The 18,374-nt window shown below is 56.3% G+C and carries 18 protein-coding genes and 1 pseudogene; 9 read left to right on the top strand and 10 right to left on the bottom strand.

Going from position 1 to position 18,374, the window contains the following annotated elements:
- Positions 1-116: 116 nt before the first annotated feature.
- Entirely contained in the window at positions 117-1,478 is a 1,362-nt protein-coding gene (locus GEV39_RS07050) for a DEAD/DEAH box helicase (protein WP_173887991.1), read from the bottom strand.
- Positions 1,479-1,581: 103 nt separating this feature from the next.
- Between GEV39_RS07050 and GEV39_RS07045 the strand changes: the two genes are divergently transcribed.
- The 4 genes from GEV39_RS07045 to GEV39_RS25990 all read left to right on the top strand — a co-directional run bounded on the left by GEV39_RS07045 (position 1,582) and on the right by GEV39_RS25990 (position 5,946).
- Positions 1,582-2,883 carry a mechanosensitive ion channel family protein gene (locus GEV39_RS07045; protein ID WP_173887990.1) on the top strand — a complete coding sequence of 434 codons (1,302 nt, stop codon included), beginning with the start codon at positions 1,582-1,584 and terminating at the stop codon, positions 2,881-2,883.
- Positions 2,884-3,476: 593 nt separating this feature from the next.
- A complete protein-coding gene (locus tag GEV39_RS07040; RefSeq protein WP_173887989.1) occupies positions 3,477-5,021 on the top strand; it encodes an ATP-dependent nuclease in 1,545 nt (514 codons plus the stop codon).
- Positions 5,018-5,677, top strand: a complete 660-nt coding sequence (locus GEV39_RS07035; RefSeq protein ID WP_249414324.1) for an AbiJ-related protein — start codon at positions 5,018-5,020, stop codon at positions 5,675-5,677. The genes GEV39_RS07040 and GEV39_RS07035 overlap by 4 nt, the downstream gene beginning before the upstream one ends.
- Before the next feature lie 8 nt (positions 5,678-5,685).
- Positions 5,686-5,946, top strand: a complete 261-nt coding sequence (locus tag GEV39_RS25990) for a putative endonuclease domain-containing protein (protein ID WP_249414323.1) — start codon at positions 5,686-5,688, stop codon at positions 5,944-5,946.
- A 29-nt stretch (positions 5,947-5,975) separates the two neighbouring features.
- Here the strand turns inward: GEV39_RS25990 and GEV39_RS07030 are convergent, their stop codons facing one another.
- A complete protein-coding gene (locus GEV39_RS07030; protein WP_173887988.1) occupies positions 5,976-7,028 on the bottom strand; it encodes a DUF3800 domain-containing protein in 1,053 nt (350 codons plus the stop codon).
- A gap of 227 nt (positions 7,029-7,255) precedes the next feature.
- Here GEV39_RS07030 and GEV39_RS07025 point away from each other — a divergent pair, with 227 nt between their 5' ends.
- Positions 7,256-8,017, top strand: a complete 762-nt coding sequence (locus GEV39_RS07025) for a hypothetical protein (RefSeq protein WP_173887987.1) — start codon at positions 7,256-7,258, stop codon at positions 8,015-8,017.
- 529 nt (positions 8,018-8,546) lie between these two features.
- On the opposite strand, the gene GEV39_RS07020 is transcribed toward GEV39_RS07025, so the two are convergent.
- Genes GEV39_RS07020 through GEV39_RS07005 form a run of 4 tightly spaced genes read right to left on the bottom strand, consistent with a single transcriptional unit; the run spans position 8,547 to position 12,229 of the window.
- Positions 8,547-10,364: a hypothetical protein gene (locus tag GEV39_RS07020; RefSeq protein ID WP_173887986.1), complete on the bottom strand. Its 1,818-nt coding sequence runs from the start codon at positions 10,362-10,364 to the stop codon at positions 8,547-8,549.
- Positions 10,364-10,795, bottom strand: coding sequence for an ABC-three component system middle component 2 (locus GEV39_RS07015; protein ID WP_173887985.1), 432 nt, complete (start codon positions 10,793-10,795; stop codon positions 10,364-10,366). Before GEV39_RS07015 ends, GEV39_RS07020 begins: the two co-directional genes overlap by 1 nt.
- A 3-nt stretch (positions 10,796-10,798) precedes the next feature.
- Positions 10,799-11,869, bottom strand: a complete 1,071-nt coding sequence (locus tag GEV39_RS07010) for an ABC-three component system protein (RefSeq protein WP_173887984.1) — start codon at positions 11,867-11,869, stop codon at positions 10,799-10,801.
- Positions 11,870-11,923: 54 nt separating this feature from the next.
- On the bottom strand, positions 11,924-12,229 hold the full coding sequence (locus tag GEV39_RS07005; protein WP_173887983.1) for a hypothetical protein: 306 nt from the start codon (positions 12,227-12,229) through the stop codon (positions 11,924-11,926).
- A gap of 470 nt (positions 12,230-12,699) precedes the next feature.
- Here GEV39_RS07005 and GEV39_RS07000 point away from each other — a divergent pair.
- Positions 12,700-13,308, top strand: a pseudogene (locus GEV39_RS07000) (mechanosensitive ion channel family protein); the annotation flags it as partial.
- Positions 13,309-13,408: 100 nt separating this feature from the next.
- Here the strand turns inward: GEV39_RS07000 and arfB are convergent.
- The 4 genes from arfB to GEV39_RS06980 all read right to left on the bottom strand — a co-directional run bounded on the left by arfB (position 13,409) and on the right by GEV39_RS06980 (position 16,011).
- The gene (gene arfB / locus GEV39_RS06995) at positions 13,409-13,822 is read right to left on the bottom strand and encodes an alternative ribosome rescue aminoacyl-tRNA hydrolase ArfB (protein WP_173887982.1); all 414 of its coding nucleotides are present in this window, start codon (positions 13,820-13,822) and stop codon (positions 13,409-13,411) included.
- Between the two features lies 1 nt (position 13,823).
- Positions 13,824-14,699, bottom strand: a complete 876-nt coding sequence (locus GEV39_RS06990; protein WP_173887981.1) for a carboxylate/amino acid/amine transporter — start codon at positions 14,697-14,699, stop codon at positions 13,824-13,826.
- A gap of 286 nt (positions 14,700-14,985) precedes the next feature.
- A complete protein-coding gene (locus GEV39_RS06985) occupies positions 14,986-15,585 on the bottom strand; it encodes an FMN-dependent NADH-azoreductase (protein WP_054882185.1) in 600 nt (199 codons plus the stop codon).
- A gap of 111 nt (positions 15,586-15,696) precedes the next feature.
- Positions 15,697-16,011, bottom strand: coding sequence for a 3-phosphoglycerate kinase (locus GEV39_RS06980; protein WP_173887980.1), 315 nt, complete (start codon positions 16,009-16,011; stop codon positions 15,697-15,699).
- Between the two features lie 48 nt (positions 16,012-16,059).
- On the opposite strand from GEV39_RS06980, the gene GEV39_RS06975 reads away from it, so the two are divergent.
- Genes GEV39_RS06975 through GEV39_RS06965 form a run of 3 tightly spaced genes read left to right on the top strand, consistent with a single transcriptional unit; the run spans position 16,060 to position 18,360 of the window.
- On the top strand, positions 16,060-16,983 hold the full coding sequence (locus GEV39_RS06975; RefSeq protein WP_009683100.1) for a LysR family transcriptional regulator: 924 nt from the start codon (positions 16,060-16,062) through the stop codon (positions 16,981-16,983).
- Between the two features lie 13 nt (positions 16,984-16,996).
- Positions 16,997-17,809 carry an alpha/beta fold hydrolase gene (locus GEV39_RS06970; RefSeq protein WP_009683101.1) on the top strand — a complete coding sequence of 271 codons (813 nt, stop codon included), beginning with the start codon at positions 16,997-16,999 and terminating at the stop codon, positions 17,807-17,809.
- Complete coding sequence (locus GEV39_RS06965; protein WP_173887979.1) at positions 17,803-18,360, top strand: peptidylprolyl isomerase; 558 nt, start codon at positions 17,803-17,805, stop codon at positions 18,358-18,360. The genes GEV39_RS06970 and GEV39_RS06965 overlap by 7 nt, the downstream gene beginning before the upstream one ends.
- Positions 18,361-18,374: the final 14 nt, after the last annotated feature.

Below are 18,374 nucleotides of genomic sequence, written 5' to 3'. Positions count from 1 at the left end.
GGTGTTTCCAATGGCCCTATCGCTGGCAAGCCGGCGCCCAAAGGTTTCACACATGCTGAATACTGTGTGAGCCCTGTGGGAGCTGGCTTGCCAGGGTTAGGGCCATTGAGCGCTATTTATTCGGCAGCAGGCTTACGCTTCTTCAGCGGCGCCAGGCCATCGGCGCTGGCCAGTGGCGCGTTGGCCTTGGGCTTGGCGGTAGGCTTGCGCTTGGCGGGCGCCTTCTTGTCGCCGGATTTTTTCTCGATCTTTTTCTTCTTGCTCCCGGCCGCCTTGCCCGAGGCCTTGACCTTCTTCGGCCCGTTGTAGGTGCCCTTCACTTCCTTGATGACGCGGCGCTCGAACTGCTGCTTGAGGTAGCGCTCGATGCTGGACATCAAGTTCCAGTCATTGTGGGTGATCAGCGAGATTGCCAACCCTTCACCACCGGCACGCCCGGTACGGCCCACGCGGTGCACGTACTCGTCGCCGCTGCGCGGCATGTCGAAGTTGATCACCAGATCGAGACCGTCGATGTCCAGGCCACGGGCCGCAACGTCGGTGGCCACCAGCACCTTGGAGCTGCCCTGCTTGAAGCGTTCGATGGCCAGCTTGCGGTCCTTCTGGTCCTTCTCGCCGTGCAGTACGAAGGCCTTCACATCCTTGGCCACCAGGTGGCCGTAGATACGGTCGGCCAGGGCGCGGGTATTGGTGAAGATGATTGCCTTGTCGAAGGTTTCATTGGCCAGCAGCCACTGCACGATCTGCTCTTTGTGCTGATCGTGGTCGGCCATGATGATCTGCTGGCGAGTGCCTTCGGCCAGCTGCGAGACACTGTTGAGCATCAGGTGCTCCGGGTCTTTCAGCACCTTGCCGATGATGTCGCGCAGGGCCGCACCGCCAGTGGTGGCCGAGAACAGCAGGGTCTGCTCACGGTTCTCGCACTCCTTGCACAGGCGCTCCATGTCTTCGGCGAAGCCCATGTCGAGCATGCGGTCGGCTTCATCGAGGATCAGCACCTGCACGTGGGACAGGTCGAGGTTGCCGGCATTGAGTTGCTCAAGCAAACGGCCCGGGGTGCCGATCAGCACGTCCGGCACCTTGCGCAGCATGGCGGCCTGCTCCTTGAAGTCTTCACCGCCGGTGACCAGGCCCGCCTTGATGTAGGTGAACTGCGAGAACAGCTGCACCTGCTTCAGGGTTTGCTGAGCCAGTTCGCGGGTCGGCAGCAGGATCAGCGAACGGATCTCGACGCGCCCGCCTTTCAGGTCGACCAGGCGGTTGAGCAGCGGCAGCACGAAAGCTGCCGTCTTGCCGCTGCCGGTCTGCGCGGTCACACGCAGGTCACGCCCTTGCAGGGCCAAGGGGATGGCCGCGGCCTGCACCGGGGTTGGCTCGACAAATTTAAGCTCGGCCACGGCTTTAAGCAGGCGTTCATGCAGGGCGAATTGGGAGAACACGGAGGTAACCTCAGGCAAGTGCGGGAAATTCAGTTGCATAGGGTAACGTTTTCTGCCGCCTTAGCCGAATTTCTTTTGGCAACTTTGTCGCCATCCGCGCTCTAATGGCACCTCGTTTCGCAACAAGACTGTATGCAAGCCCATGGATATCCAACAAATCTGGCGTGACTCCCTCGACCTGTGGGGCACCCTCGACCAACACCCCATGCTGCACGCGGCCATCGGCCTGGCGGTGCTACTGCTCATCTCCCTGGTCATCGGCCGCCTGGCACGCTTCCTGATGCTGCACGGCGCGCGCCTGCTGGCACGCCAGCCGGCACTCAAGTGGCTGGACGACCTGCGTCACAACAAGGTCTTCCACCGCCTGGCGCAGACCACCCCGTCACTGGTGGTGCAGTTTGGCCTGAAACTGGTACCGGAGCTGTCCGATACCGCCCAGCACTTCCTGAGTAACGTCGCCCTGGCGTTCACCCTGCTGTTCATGACCATGGCGCTGTCGTGCCTGCTGGATGCCCTGCTCGACATCTATGCGCGCACCGAGCACGCCCGCACCCGCTCGATCAAGGGTTATGTGCAGCTGGCCAAGATGATGCTGTGGATCTTCGCTTCGATCGTCATCGTCGCCACCCTGATCGACCGCTCGCCCCTGCTGCTGCTGTCGGGCCTGGGCGCCATGTCGGCGGTGCTGCTGTTGGTCTACAAGGACACCCTGCTGTCGTTCGTCGCCAGCGTGCAGTTGACCAGCAACGACATGCTGCATGTCGGTGACTGGATCGAAATGCCCCAGGTTGGCGCCGATGGCGACGTGGTGGACATTACCCTGCATACGGTGAAGGTGCAGAACTTCGACAAGACCATTGTCTCCGTGCCCACCTGGCGCCTGATGAGCGAGTCGTTCCGCAACTACCGCGGCATGCAGCAATCCGGCGGCCGGCGGATCAAGCGCAGCCTGTTCATCGACGCCGCAGGGGTACGCTTCCTCACCCGCGAGGAGGAACAGCGCCTGTCCCAGGTCAGCCTGCTGGGCGACTACCTGGCAGGCAAACGCCAGGAGCTGCAAAGCTGGAACGAAGCGCTGGGCCCGGTGGCCGAACTGTCGGCCAACCGGCGCAAGCTGACCAATATCGGCACCTTCCGCGCGTTTGCCCTGGCCTACCTGAAAAACCACCCCAATGTGCACCCGAACATGACCTGCATGGTGCGGCAGATGCAGACCACCGCCGAAGGCGTGCCGCTGGAAATCTACTGCTTTACCACCACCACGGTGTGGGCGGACTACGAGCGCATCCAGGGGGATATCTTCGATTACTTGCTGGCGGTATTGCCGGAATTCGGCTTGAGCCTGTATCAGCAGCCGAGTGGCAACGACATGCGCGTGGGGTTGAGCACACGGGTGGCGCAAGAGCCTGTGCCGCGTCGGCTGGAAGAGATGAGCGAGGCTTGAGATTGCGGGGGCTGCTGTTCAAGAGAGCGGCTGGAGAATAAAGCCAATCCCCTGCAAGCCGGACTTCCCCAGGAACAGTGAAGACCTCAAGCATTCGCGGTCCCTGTGGGATCGGGCATGCCCGCGAAGAGGCCGGGCCTGCTGGCCAGTATCTTCCGGCATTCCCCATTACAGCCACCACCGCATTCGCGGGTAAACCCGCTCCTACACTGGCGGTGATGGTCACATATCGGTGGCTCTACCCTGCCCGTTGTAGGAGCGGGTTCACCCGCGAAGAGGCCGGGCCTGCTGGCCAGTATCTTACGGCATTCGCCGTTACACCCGCCACCGCATTCGCGGGTAAGCGAAGCGAACCATTCCGCGTAGGGCGTGTTGGGTGACCTTTTGGCGGTTGTAGTCCGGGCTGCCATCAGTTCTCCAAACGTCACCACGCTCGCTACTGCCAGCACGACCAGTGATATATACTGGCGCATCGCCAGCCAATCACTCCTGGCAAGCTTACACCCTGATATTAGACAACAAGGACGATCTTTGATGGCTAAAGAGCTGCACACCTTCCACACTGGGTTAACCATTGTGATGGAGCGCTCGATATGAAGTATCGGGAGAGTCAGCAGGACAAACGCCTGCGACAGTGGTTCTTAAATGACAACACCAAAGCACTCTTGAGATCAATTTCAATAAAATCCGGAGCGATAAGAGGATTAACTCCGTTCCGCGTTGACTTCGAATATCCTATAACTGCGTTTGCAGGAGTGAACGGAGCAGGAAAATCAACCTTACTCGCTCTAGCATGCTGCGCATATCACAACAGCCCGAAAAGCTTCAAGCTACCCAAAAGAAAAAACAGCTACTACACATTTTCTGATTTTTTTGTTCAGCATTCCGAGGAGCAAGGCCCTCAAGGTATATCGATATATTATGGTATCGCTCACGACAATTGGCGAAATCACCCGCCCGGCGTGCGCTATCAAGAACGTCGAAAAAAAACTGGTGGCAAATGGAATGATTATCACGTAAGAGTTCCTAAAACGGTCGTATTTTTAGGCATCGAACGCATAGTACCGCACGCCGAAAGAAGTCAGTCTAGATCTTACTCTCGAGCATTCAAAAACCTGAAAATCAAAGGATGGGAGAACAATGTCAAAGATGCCGTAGGTTATATCCTTGGAAAAAGATACGACGACTACCGGCATCTTGAGCATACAAAATATAGCCTACCCATCGTAAAGATTGGAGATTTAACATACTCAGGTTTCAATATGGGCGCTGGGGAAAATGCGCTTTTTGAGATTTTTTCAACCATCTATTCTTGCGGAGAGAACTCCTTGCTGGTTTTAGATGAAATAGAGCTAGGACTCCATGCCAAAGCCCAGCGCCTGTTTATTGAAAAGCTCAAAGAAGTGTGTATGCAAACCCACACACAGGTCATATGTACCACCCATTCCCGGGAAATATTTCAGTGCTTGCCTGATGACGCTCGCTTCTTTATAGAGTGCGTCGGATCAAAGACAAAAATCACACCAGGTATATCTTCTGAGTTTGCGTTTTCAAAGCTTGGTGCAGTTGGAGCGAAAGAGCTAGAAATTTTCGTTGAAGATCAGGTTGCCAAAACTCTACTTGAAACTGCTCTTGGCGCAACGGTACGGTCCCGCGTTTCGATAACTGATATTGGATCAGCTACCGCAATATCCAAGCAGCTGGCTGCTTTCTTTTCCCGTAAGGATGAAAGGAACATTCTTGCAGTTTTTGACGGCGACCAGCGAGCGTTAGAGAGAGATAACGTTGGCCACGCCGAAAAAATGTCTGAGAAGCCTGGAGAGGCATTCAAGACCTGGATCACCTCAAAGTTCCAGTATCTCCCAGGTGAATCTTGGCCAGAGGCCTGGATAGTCCAGAAGTGCAAAGAAGTACCTGAGGCAACGGCACTAGCGCTAGGCATAGATATCGATCAAGTAGCCGAGATTCTTGAATACGCGCTTCAAGCTGGAAAACACAATGAATTTCATGAAATTGCGACGCAGGTCGGACTAAGCAAGGAGCGTTGTCTTGGTTTGTTGTGCAATGTGCTGTGCTCAAACCTACCGGATGAGTTTGATGAAATTCGTCAAACCATCAATCAGCAGTTGAACCAGTGAACTCGGAGAGTGAGCAAAAGAAATGGCTGCCAGCCACGACAGTAACGCTCTTCGACAAGCTCGGTGCATTTCAATCATCCCACGCCCGGTTTGGCCGATTCGTCGAAGCGATGGCTTCGTCACAGGCGCTACCGAGCGAACCCGCTCAGCGAAAATTTATCGGGATCGTCAACGATACCCTCAAAGCATGTGGAGTCCACATTGTCGTAGGATTGGGAGAGGATGCGTTTCTGACCGCCTGTTTGGCCTACGTGGGGTCGAGCAAGCAGTCATCCCCTAAGAACCTAATCTTCGCTTCCACAAAGAAGCCCGACCTGCGCCTGGGCAATGCGCTGGACAATGATATCGAAGTCGTCACCGGCATTGAGGACGTCCTGATTTATGACCGCCCTATCGGGAGTTCCGGACTCTTATGGCGCGAACTCCAGGCTTGGTACGCACAGACATATGGCGTCGATGAAGGCCAGGCCAAGAATCGCCTGCATCAACGACTGAAAGACTGCCTGCCAAAATCATCGCCCCCTCAACGGCTCGCCTTTTCCAGCTTCTTCAAAGCCTTCACAACAGCGATTCCTGAGCTTCCGGTTTTGCTGCCCGAAGTCTGGTTTCACTGGGATCCCCAGACAGTTCACGGCGCGGCAAGGATGCACTGCTGAGGTCACGCATGGACTTCCTTCTGCTGCTACCTGGTGGGGTACGGGTTGTTATTGAGATTGATGGCAAACACCACTATTCCACCCAAGACGGAAGCTCAAGCCCCCGCCTCTACAGCGAGATGATGGCCGCTGACAGGGCCCTGAGGCTGGTGGGGTATGAGGTCTACCGGTTTGGTGCTTCCGAGCTCCTGGAGCCCAATGCCGAGGAGGTGATGATTGGATTCTATCGCTCGCTGTTTGAGCGGTACTCGCTGTTGCCGGCATCGTGATTCACTGAGCCCATGAGCCGAAGATCGCGCTACCGGGGCGATGAGAAATTTTCCGCGAAGTAATCGATCAACGCTGCAGCCTGCGTACCCTTCCTGAATTCACGCTGCTCATCCAAATCCACGGATGGCAGCATGTGGATAATCTGATCATCGCGATACAACTCACCAAGACGCTGAGGATCCAACCCATCAGCGATCCTTCCAGTCATACGCTGCGCGGACTCAATCGTGGCTCCGATGAGAACGTCCGCAAGCTGGACGGCTGGACTCGTCTTGGAGTCAACCTGGGTCACCTCGCTGAGCTTCAACGGATAGCGAATACTCGCAAGCGCAGACTGTCGAAATTCAGCCTCACCCGTGTGATCGATCTGACGCTGGAGCAGATCATGGTAGGTCAGCAGATTCTTCGACTGATCATGCTCCACCCTATACGGCCCGTCACTCATCAGCTCCATCCGAGTGATGAGTGCCAAGAGAACAGGTAATGCCACGTCGGTCGTAACCCCCGGCGTTGCAATGGCGCATAGACAATCAGGATCGGCGTGTGCCATAGGCCCCATAGCCTCTGCGAGCTTCCTCCAGTCGGTCTGCCGGGCAGCGTTAACTAGGTCGGAAAGCGCTGCGGGGCTTTTGAGCTTCATAGCATTTTGAAATGCACACTCCAGGTGCCTCATCGCCTCTTCACCCAGCAATCGAGCCCCTGCGTAATACAACACACACGCTAAGGCGTAATTTCGCCCATCTTTGTAGAAATCGATGTTGCGCTCGTAGTAATAAGGCTCAACCCCGTAATCTACAAACTTCAAGAGCAATGCGAAGCGCTTGTCACAGAGGTAGGTAATGCACTTGTGGTTAGCCAGTAGATCGCCGATTAGGCCCAACAACCTGGGGTGGTTGCTCGCACGCTTCGAAAGCGACCGGTATTTCAGCTCAGGTGCCTGAAGCTTGGGGAAATACTCACGAATCAGACGCGCAGCCTCTGCGTCATCGATTCCAATCGCTGCCGCCCCCTGGAAGGGTTGTGCTTCGTTCAACAGGTCGAACCCGGTGTAGCCGCTCTCATCTATTCGAAAGCATTCCATGCAGATCACCCCGTATCCCGATGGCCCGGGAGAGACAAAATTGTGCTATCCATAACCGTCCGTCCAGCCAGGCCTGACGCGCAGCGCCAATCTTGATCGGGCAAGACGGATTGAACAGTGAAAAGGAAGCAGTCGGAGAAAACGCGTGCGCTCACCCCCTTGATGACGGCAACTCAGCCACACCTTGAAAAGGTCGCGGCCATAAGCCATCGGAGCAGTATTCACCGATGACCACTCAACCTCAAGCTAGCGTACGTGATATGAAAAGATGCAATTGGGCGTTTCTCGTCAAAGGGCCACGCTCGTCATTGGAATGCCTTCCATCGGTCAGTCCGTGGTGGTCGATCGCTTTTGCAACCGACCGCTCAGAATGGGAGGCATTCATACCGGACTACCAACATGAGGCTGATTCAAACCGGCAGTTCGACCTGGCCATGCAAGCCATAACCCGAATGAATGGCTTAGCCGTAAGCTCGGGCCACCCAGGCTTGATCGAAATGACGCACCTTGTGGCCTATGACCCAGAGAACAACAGAACTGTAGCTATCCCACTCAAATTAGTGATCACCGTCACCAATCTTGGGGGACTTGGCCCGACCAAACCAGCAGCGGTGGATTTCTCAAGGATTCGCCCTGAAAGCCTCCCTAGACTGGCTACCCTGATGGACTATTGGGGACAACCCAATGCCGAGTCGTACGAGGGGTTGTACAAAATCGTGGAGTTTATCGAGTCTGGAAACAGGGAGATTCTCGAAAGCGTTTCACGCAATGCCCTTAGACGACTGAACAATACCTGTAACAACTTCCATACTGGCCTATCAGCGCGCCACTCAGATGAGAGGGAGCCGCCGGTATCCAAACCCATGCCGCTGGGCGAAATCCGGAAAATTGTTCGCGGTTTCACTGAGCTCTACATCAGGTCGATAACTCTGCCAGACCATCCGTCCAACGAGCCTGCGCCAGAGCAATCTGATGTGCTTGTAAAATGAGGACACCAGACTAGGTTTATGTTCCAGTGCCCTCCCCTTTCGACCTACAGCCTTCTCCTCTGCCCTTGAGGGCGAACAGGGAGAAGAGCTTCATCATATTCCCGCTAGTGGGTCGATCAGTAGTTCAGGCATCTGGCGCCCTTGTACAACAGGATCAGCACCGACCTATGCCTTTGCATACTGAATTCCTCAATGTTCCCAAGCAACACCCGCAACGCCATAACCAACCCAGGCAAATTTGCCCATTATGGGCCTGGCCTTCTCGGAAAAAGGTGTCGTTCGGAAGCTTGAGAGATTGCGTGGAATCAGCCGTCAAGGGCCGACGCTCTATCAGCAAGCCTACATGGTTAAACTGAGTTGCTACGACCTGACCTTGCTGCCCTGAACCGAATGGTCAGCTGGGCTATCAGGCGAAATGCCAAGCGTAAAAAAACCGCCCTCCGGGGCGGTCTTCTTCACTCGTCACTATCCAGCCGTTAATCGATCACCTCGCCATCTGGCGGGTGACCGACAACATCACAGCATCGAATCAGAATTTAAGCGGAAAGAAGCCATATCGACCATTCCCTCTGCTCTTAGTGAAATGTTCATAATTGAGCTGTGGAATGATCGCCACATCAGGCTCCTTATTTTCAAATATGATTACTTGAGAGTCCTTGAAATTATCTGCAATATCTTGATAGAAGGCATATATCATGTCTTCAGCCACTTCTTTATCCTCATCCCCTGGCTCCGGATCCCCTTCCTTGTACGTAGTCAGTGGTGAATCGAGCACAACAAAACCAGGGTGGCGCCCAGTAAGCTTCAGTAAATTCATCAGTCCTAGTGCAAATGCAGCAGAAGCGATTGCTCTATACCCCTTGCCGAAATTGCCTCTCGCACTCCCACCAATGTTGATATCTCGTGTTCCGAAATTGAATGTTACCGGGAGATAATTCGGGAAGCTCCAACGCTCCAAAATCGCCTGAATCTCTTCCACAAGCGGCTGTGCTGATTGCTCAAAGTCTTCAGGCGTGTAGGTGTTTTGTTCTTCAAGTAGCAGAACCCCAAGCCGTTTTAGCTCTGCCCTCAGCTTGACCTTATCGGCAAGGCGCCGTTCCAGTGCCGACAGGTCATGCTTGAGGCACGAAGCAAGTTCCTTAAGATCAGCCACCGTCTGTACCGAATCCTGGATCTCGGACGTGATCAGCTTCTCCAGTGCAGAAATCGAGACCTTGGTGGCATCAGCGCTGCTGGCGTTACGCTCGATCGCTGCCGTCAGGGATCCTTGGGCTTCCGCGAGCTCGTGGATGTTCTTCGAGATTCGATCCAATTCGAAGGAAACACCTTTTTTGATGTCATCAACGTTCGTCGTGCATGACTCGGAGTCAAAATGGTTGCCGCAGGTTGGACATAGCACAGCATCCGAATCATCAAGCAGAACTGCCGCCTGCTCGATACCCTGCAGGCGCTGGCGGTCTGATTCGTACTTCTGACCAAGCATGTCAAACCTACCTAGGAGCGCCTTGTCTTCAGCAATTTTTCCTTCCACTACCTCCAGCTCAGAAATGTGCTTGGCCTTCTGGGTGAACAAGTCTTCACTCGAATGGAACGCGCCTTCTAGCTCAGTTTCAGCCACCCCCAGCCTGAGGGCGACCTGGGCGGTAAACGAATTGAGCTTCTGGAGCTCAAGAGCCTCAGTGGCGTCATCATCCGGAAAGAATTGCCTGATGATATCTTCAACCGCAGCAACCCGATGCCTCAACGCTCCCTTGGACGCTAGCTCCTTCTTCGCCTGTTTAACCCCGGTGTCATCTCTACCGGTAAGCAATAACTTCAGAATGGATTTTTCTTTAGTAGCCTCATCTTTCTGGCCAGTACCCAGAGGGGAATAATCAGCCACAATTCGCGTTTCATCCATCAAAAAAACTTTTTCGAAATCGCGGAGAGAGAAAGAAGCATTGTTTAATGAAGTGGTGCCTTTCAGTAAAAGCTTTCCATTGAGCCCCAACCTGTCCAAGACCTGGTTAGAGATAGAGTTCATTTTCGTAGGGTTATGCTTTACACCTAGAACCTGAACCTTCCCTTCTTCATCATAAAAAGTTGGCTTTGAACTCGCAACAAGCTCTCTCTCGATCGTAAATGAAGTCTTATCTTCATTTACAAACCTTACCCTGAGCGTCGTATAACCCAAAGACTCATCAATAGACTTTGGGGGCGTATTCGAACCCAAGGCAAACTTGATGCACTGAACAATGTAGGACTTACCCGTATTGGAACCACCCTGAACAACGTTAGCACCCTTTGTGAAAAAAACGGAAGCATCCTTACGCTCAGGGCCACTCACAATCACACTTTCAATATACATCAGACCACCCTGTCAACTTTATAAATAGCTCGACGCTGAACCGCGAGGTAATCAATATTCTCCTCAACCCATGAAACGCGCCGCCTAAAATCGGCGTGGTACTCAGTGGTTAACCTAGCGGCAAACGTCCTGCCTGCGTCAGTGATAAAATATCGAACGCCCTTCTCGTCAACCTGAGAGGTCATCAGCCCCTTCGAAGAAAAAAGCTTGATTGCGTCAGGGAAAATTTCCCGCCGACGCACCAATTCAGCCAGACGATTTAGCATCACTGGATGCAGACTTGACTCTCCTTTAAAGTCACTACTATAGATGGAGGCGTAGTCCAAGAAAATCAGCTCATCCAGGTCAAGCTTCCGGGAAAGGCCGGCGAGCAAGAGAACGATGCGCGCGCCTATCTCCACAGAGCTATTATACAAATCCTTTGAATTCATAATCTATTTCTTGATCCATTTAAACTTCAGGTCATTGACCAACTGATGGCACAACCCCTTTCGATCGGAGGTCTGCAAAAAATGACGAAGTGGATGGGAATCATAGGGTATTTTCACGCAGTGGGTGCTCACATCGAGAAACCGCTGATATCCATCATCAAACTTTTTACGTACAACACTGTGAATACCTTCGTGGCACTCACCTTTGAGGCTTTCATAGCAGCCTGTAGGAAACGCATCGCGCGAAAAAATCTCTAGCGACTCAGCGCTGAAGAAATTAATCCTTGCTCGCTCAAGATCGTCTTTATATTCAGAGTCCATGACACTCTCAAATGAGTACTCTGCCCCGTCGGCATCAGAGAACGCGTCCAAAAGCGCGCCAATGTAGACTTTCTCATTATCACCAACAGCATCAGACTCAGGCTTACGTACCTGGGGCCTTTTTAAATGGTAAACCCCGAATCGCGTTGTGTGATAAGGCGTAAGTGCATGCTTATCAATTAAATCCTGGGAAGACATCTCATCAACAAAAGAAAAGTCGAGGGTATTGAGATAATCCAACAGGGCTCCCTCAAGAGGAATCGACTCTGTCTTCGTGATCTTGTCCTTACAGGCCTTATCCCAGCGCTTGATGATCTCAGCCTTGATGCGAGACTTCTTAGCCAGCATATCAATGCAATCAGAACTGCAGCCTTTCGGCGACACGAAGCGATACTCGCGTGGCAGGGTGTAGTCTTCTTTCCAGGTGTAATACACCAGCTTACCCAGTTCAGCCACTACGTTTGCAACGCTCAACTTGTCTTTGTAGTGTTTGCACTGGTAATTGTCCCATCCCTCAGCATGCCGGGCGATGACGTCGCGCCCCTTGTCTCCCGCACCAGCACAGCGGGTGACTGACTCGTAGTCCTTACCTAGGTAAGAAACGAATTCCAGCGTAAAGACTTCCCAAGTATCCGCAGACATGATCTGTAAGCGATCCAGGGGATGAACTGGTTCACCTTTTTCTACATCCAGTGCCGTAAGCTCGAATTCCGGGGGCGGAGGGAGCTTAATGGCGTTCTCACCAAATGACATTAGCTACACCTCTGCGACAAGGTACTTTGCTTGCTGAATTGTAATTAGCCAACTTCATAATCCGAGGTCGCGCTCCACCTGAAGAGTCTGGATACGATCTGGCATCTCACCAATAATTTTACTTGGATTCTTCCGCAAGGCACTTGTAAGCTTCTTCAGGAAACGCTGATTCATCTCCATGTTTCCCTCCAGCTCGGCAATGATGATTTCAGAGTCAACGTCAGCGTCTTCAAGTCCAATGGTCAGCGCCGCGCGGGCTGCGCCAATGGGTTTGTCCATCGCGTATTCGACTAGGTCGGCAGGATGGAAAGCATATTCCTGCTTTTGTTCCTGCCCCTTTTCCAGTTCCTGCTCACTCATGCATGAGTACCTTAGTTGTTTAAATGCTGTGCGTTTGGAGATCAGCCTAGATCTTGAGTTACTAGGCATTCAGGCCGACGCTCATCAAATCGCAGGCACGACGAGGACTCCCAAGTAATTGCCTCGGGATATGATGGCTGTCTGTCTGCGGTTCTGTGGGGTGTGGCTGATCCATGCCGAGCTCCTACCGCCCTCCTCCCTCTCTAGGCGAGGGTGACTAGGCATCTGGGTGTCCCTGTGTAATGGCACAATACTATCGTTATTGCGCTGTTCTGGGGAACCCGATAGTCAGGTTGTGGCTGCCTGGGAGGGTCTTGTGGGGTTCTGCCAGCAGGAAGGCTTATGAGGCTGCGAGTATTGCGTGGTGGCGGGCTGTCCATCGATTTTAGAAAAAATGGACAATGGACAAAAAATCCCAAGCTGCTGATTTGTATGGGTTTTTTATGTCCATTTAGAACCTAAGCTCACACGTGCTCGACTTCGACAAGACCATTGTCTCCGTGCCCACCTGGCGCCTGATGAGCGAGTCGTTCCGCAACTACCGCGGCATGCAGCAATCCGGCGGCCGGCGGATCAAGCGCAGCCTGTTCATCGACGCCGCAGGTGTACGCTTCCTCACCCGCGAGGAGGAACAGCGCCTGTCCCAGGTCAGCCTGCTGGGCGACTACCTGGCCGGCAAACGCCAGGAGCTGCAAAGCTGGAACGAAGCGCTGGGCCCGGTGGCCGAACTGTCGGCCAACCGGCGCAAGCTGACCAATATCGGCACCTTCCGCGCGTTTGCCCTGGCCTACCTGAAAAACCACCCCAATGTGCACCCGAACATGACCTGCATGGTGCGGCAGGTGCAGACCACCGCCGAAGGCGTGCCGCTGGAAATCTACTGCTTTACCACCACCACGGTGTGGGCGGACTACGAGCGCATCCAGGGGGATATCTTCGATTACCTGCTGGCGGTGTTACCGGAATTCGGCTTGAGCCTGTATCAGCAGCCGAGTGGTAACGACATGCGCGTGGGGTTGGCCGGGCGCACGGCGGCAGAGCCGATGCCGCGACGCCTTGAAGAAATGAGCGAGGCTTGAGATTGCGGGGGCTGCTGCGCAGCCCATCGCGACACAAGGCCGCTCCTACAAGGGCGCGCAGCCATTCAAGCCTGCGCAATAGCCCGTTCCGCCTACGGCCTCAGAAGTCCACCTTGCCCCGCCCCGCCTTGACCGTACTGCGCCTGGCTTTCCCTTCAAGCCGGCGGGTCTTCGAGCCGAGAGTGGGCTTGGTGGGGCGGCGTTTCTTTTCGGTCTTGCCGGCAGCGATGATCAACTCGGTAAGGCGTGCCAAGGCATCCGCGCGGTTCTGCTCCTGGGTACGGAACTGCTGGGCCTTGATGATCAACACGCCATCGCCGGTAATGCGGCTGTCCCGTAGCGCCAGCAGCCGCTCCTTGTAAAACGCGGGCAGCGATGAGGCGCGTATGTCGAAGCGCAGGTGCACGGCGCTGGACACCTTGTTGACGTTCTGCCCACCCGCACCTTGGGCACGGATGTAGCTCAGCTCGATGTCCGTATCCGGCAGCTGCACACTATTGGAGAGGGTCAGCATGTCAGGCCTTGCCAGCCAGCGGCGCTCGCCCACGGCCACCCAGGCGGCTCAGCCATACCGAGGCGAGGATGATCGCACCGCCAATGAACAGCCGCCCCAGTGGCTCGTGCTGGTTCCAGATCAGCAGGTTGAGCAGCAGCCCCACAGGCACATGCAGGTTGTTCATCACCGCCAGGGTACCGCCAGATACCAGGCACGCGCCCTTGTTCCACCAGTACAAGCCCAGCGCCGTCGGGCACAACCCGAGGAACAGCAACACCAGCCATTGCACATCGGTACTCGGCAGGTGCTGGGCATTGCCGAACAGCAGGAAGGCCGGCAGCACCACCAGCAGGGCGCCGAGGTAGAAGTAGCCAAAACGGGTGTAGTGCGGCAGGTCGCTGGGGTTGCGTGCGACCAGGTGGCGGTACAGCACCTGGCCGGCGGCGTAGGTGAAGTTGGCCAACTGCAGCAGCAGGAAACCGGTGAAGAACTCACCGCTGATGCTGTCGAAGCGGATCACCGCCGCGCCAGCCACGGCCACCAGTGCCGCCAGCAATGCCCACGGGTTGAAACGCCGGTTCATGGCGTCTTCGATCAGGGTTACATGCAATGGCGTGAGGATGGTGAACAGCAGTACTTCCGGCACCGTGAGCACGCGAAAGCTCAGGTACAGGCAGACGTAGGTGATGCCGTACTGCAACGCACCGATCAGTAGCATCGAGCGCATGAAGCGCGGCTCGATCTGGCGCCAGCGGGTCAGCGGCAGGAACACCAGGCCGGCCAGCAGCACCCGCGCCAGCACGGCGAAGTAGCTGTCGACGTGCCCGGCCAGGTACTCGCCGATCAGGCTGAAGGAAAACGCCTGGATCAGCGCGACGATTATCAGGTAGCCCATGGTTGTCTCTCGTAAATCAAGGCGGCGACCTTAGCGGGTTGCAGGCTTTGTGATCAACCATGAGGAATGTGGGGGCTGTGCCGGCCTGTTCGCGGGCTTGCCCGCTCCCACAGGTATATCACCGCACCTGAGCCCTGTGATGTACCTGTGGGAGCGGGCAAGCCCGCGAACAGGCCGGCACAGCCATCCACAAATAACCAGGCATAAAAAAAGCCCGGCCATCAAGGCCGGGCAGGTACACCCAAAGGAGCAAAAACAGGTGTCAGGGTTGGGAATTCGATAACGTTCAGGCCACCGCCGCCAGTTTGGCCTTGGCCTGGTTGAGGCCCTTTTCGTGGAACTCGCCGCTCATGTTCAGGCCCTCGGCATGGATGAAGTCGACATCGTGAATGCCGATGAAGGCCATCACCTGCCGCAGGTACGGTTCCTGGTGGTCGCTGCTGGCACCGGCATGGATGCCGCCACGGGCGGTCAGGACAATGGCGCGCTTGCCGGTCAGCAGGCCCTGCGGGCCAGTCGGGGTGTACTTGAAGGTGATGCCGGCACGCAGCACATGGTCCAGCCAGGCTTTCAGGGTGCTGGGGATGGTGAAGTTGTACATGGGAGCAGCCATTACCAGCACATCGGCCGCCAGCAATTCGTCGGTCAGTTCGTTGGAGCGGGCCAGGGCCTCCAGCTCGGCAGCGCTGCGCTGCGCTTCGGGTTTCATCCAGCCGCCCAGCAGGTTGGCATCCAGGTGCGGCACCGGGTTCAGCGCCAGGTCGCGCAGCGTGATCTGATCGGCCGGGTGGGCAGCTTGCCATTGCGCAATGAAGTCCTGGGTCAGCTGGCGGGAAACGGAATCCTGCTGGCGGGCGCTGCTTTCGATGATCAGTACGTGGGCCATTGGGCGGTGCCTCCATCGGCAAAAGGGTTGCGATTCGATGGAGGAGAGATTAAGGCTTGACCTATCGATAAAAAAGCGTAAAAAGTGGGTTCAACCTATCGATTAATCAGTTTATTCCGCACTGCATTGCAAGGTGATGCGCAGCTTGATGATCTGCCGGTTGAATTTGGCCGTGACGTCGGCGCTTTTCCCGGCTGCTACGGTCACCCGGCGAACCCGTGGTGCCTCCGGGCCATTACGGAAGGTCACCTTGCAGGCCGCCGCGACCTGCCCATAGTTGTTCAGGGTAATGGCGCCAATGTCGTAGGCGGTGTCGTACGCGGTGTAGTCGAGCTTGACCCCGTCCAGGTGCTTGTCCACATCGATGGGATAAGCCATGGCCCCGAGGGGCAGGCACATCAATATTGCCGCACAACATTTCTTCATGGCCGCTCTCCTTGCAAAGAGCGCAGCTTAGGACAACAGGAGCGAAAGATGAAAGCGCCGCGCGTAACCCTTGACCAGTGGCGGACCCTGCAAGCAGTGGTCGACCATGGCGGGTTTGCCCAGGCTGCGGAGGCCCTGCACCGCTCGCAATCTTCGGTCAGCTACACCGTGGCCCGCATGCAGGAACAACTGGGCGTGCCCTTGTTGCGCATCGACGGCCGCAAGGCGGTGCTGACCGAAGCCGGCAGTGTGCTGCTGCGCCGCTCGCGCCACCTGGTCAAGCAGGCCAGCCAGCTCGAGGACCTGGCCCACCACATGGAGCAGGGCTGGGAAGCCGAAGTACGCCTGGTGGTCGACGCCGCCTACCCCAGCGCCCGGCTGGTGCGCGCGCTGGCCGCCTTCATGCCGCAAAGCCGTGGCTGCCGCGTGCGCCTGCGTGAAGAAGTGCTGTCGGGCGTGGAAGAAGTGATGCACGAAGGCATCGCCGACCTGGCCATCAGCAGCTACAGCATCGGCGGCTACCTGGGCGCCGAGCTGAGTGCCGTGGAATTCGTTGCCGTTGCCCACCCCGAACACAGCTTGCACCGCCTGGGCCGTGAACTGACCTTCCAGGACCTGGAAAGCCAGCTGCAAGTGGTGATCCGCGACTCTGGCCGGGCCCAGCCACGCGACGTTGGCTGGCTGGGTGCAGAACAGCGCTGGACCGTCGGTAGCCTGGGCACCGCCGCCACCTTCGTCAGCAGCGGCCTGGGCTTTGCCTGGCTGCCCCGGCACATGATCGAGCGCGAGCTGCGCGAAGGCGTACTCAAGCCATTGCCGCTGGACCAGGGTGGCAGCCGCCACCCACTGTTCTACCTTTATTCGAGCAAGGAAAAGACCCTGGGCCCGGCCACGCAGATTCTCATCGACTTACTGCGCAACTTCGACACTGCGCCGCTGGACGTGCCCTTCGCAGCCCCCCCACAAGCTTGAAAGGACCGCGCCCATGGCCTACTTCGAACACGAAGGATGCACGCTGCATTATCAGGAATACGGCCAAGGCCAACCCCTGGTGTTGTTGCATGGGCTGGGCTCCAGCAGCCAGGACTGGGAGCTTCAGGTGCCCGTGCTCAGCCAGCACTACCGGGTGATCCTCATGGACATCCGTGGCCACGGCCGCTCCGACAAGCCACAGGACGGCTACCACATTGCAACCTTCAGTGCCGACCTGCTGGCCCTGCTCGAACACCTGCACACCGGCCCGGTGCACTTCGTTGGCCTGTCGATGGGCGGCATGGTCGGTTTCCAGTTTGCCGTCGACCACCCTCAGTGGCTGCGCAGCCTGTGCATCGTCAACAGTGCCCCCGAGGTCAAGCGCCGCAGCCGCAGTGACTGGTTGTGGTGGCTCAAGCGCTGGGGCCTGGCACGCGTCCTGAGTGTCGAAACCGTGGGCAAAGGCCTGGCCGAACGGCTGTTCCCCAAGCCCGAGCAGGCCGCGCTGCGGCAGAAAATGGCCCAGCGCTGGGCGCGCAACGACAAGCGCGCCTACCTCAAAAGCTTTGATGCCATCGTCGACTGGGGCGTGCAGGAACGCATCGGCCAGATCCAGTGTCCTACCCTGGTGATTGCCGCCGACCACGATTACACCCCGATACAACTGAAACAACGCTACGTCGCCCTGATCCCCAACGCCAGGCTGGTCGTCGTCGACGATTCCCGGCACGCTACACCCCTCGATCAACCCGAGGTCTTCAACCAGACCCTGCTGCAGTTCCTCGCAGCCGCTTCCACCCCTCAAGGATCTTTGAGCCCATGCTGAAAAAACTCCTGCTCACCGCCTGCTCACTCGCCTTCGCCACCAGCGTCATGGCCTCCGACAAGACCCCGCACGTGCTGCTGGACACCAACTTCGGCCAGGTCGAAATCGAGCTGAACGCCGAGAAGGCCCCGGTCAGCACGAAGAACTTCCTGCAGTACGTCGACAGCGGCTTCTACAACAACACCATTTTTCACCGGGTAATCCCCGGCTTCATGGTCCAGGGGGGCGGCTTTACCGAGCAGATGGTGCAGAAAGAAACCCAGGACCCGATCAAGAACGAAGCCAGCAATGGTTTGCAGAACACCCGCGGCACCCTGTCGATGGCGCGCACCTCCAACCCGAACTCGGCTACCAGCCAGTTCTTCATCAACGTCGCCGACAACGATTTCCTCAACCCGGGTCGCGATGCCGGTTACGCCGTGTTCGGCAAGGTAACCAAAGGCATGGAGGTGGTCGACCAGATCGTCAACTCGCCCACTACCGTCAAAAAAGGCATGCGCGATGTGCCGGCTGACCCGGTGTTCATCAAGTCGGCCAAACGTATCGACTGACCGCAGGCTGCACA

Origin of the sequence: Pseudomonas sp. NY5710, from assembly GCF_013305665.1 — a bacterium.
In the GTDB taxonomy this organism is placed as follows: domain Bacteria; phylum Pseudomonadota; class Gammaproteobacteria; order Pseudomonadales; family Pseudomonadaceae; genus Aquipseudomonas; species Aquipseudomonas juntendi.
This window is presented reverse-complemented; position numbering and strand designations above follow the sequence as displayed.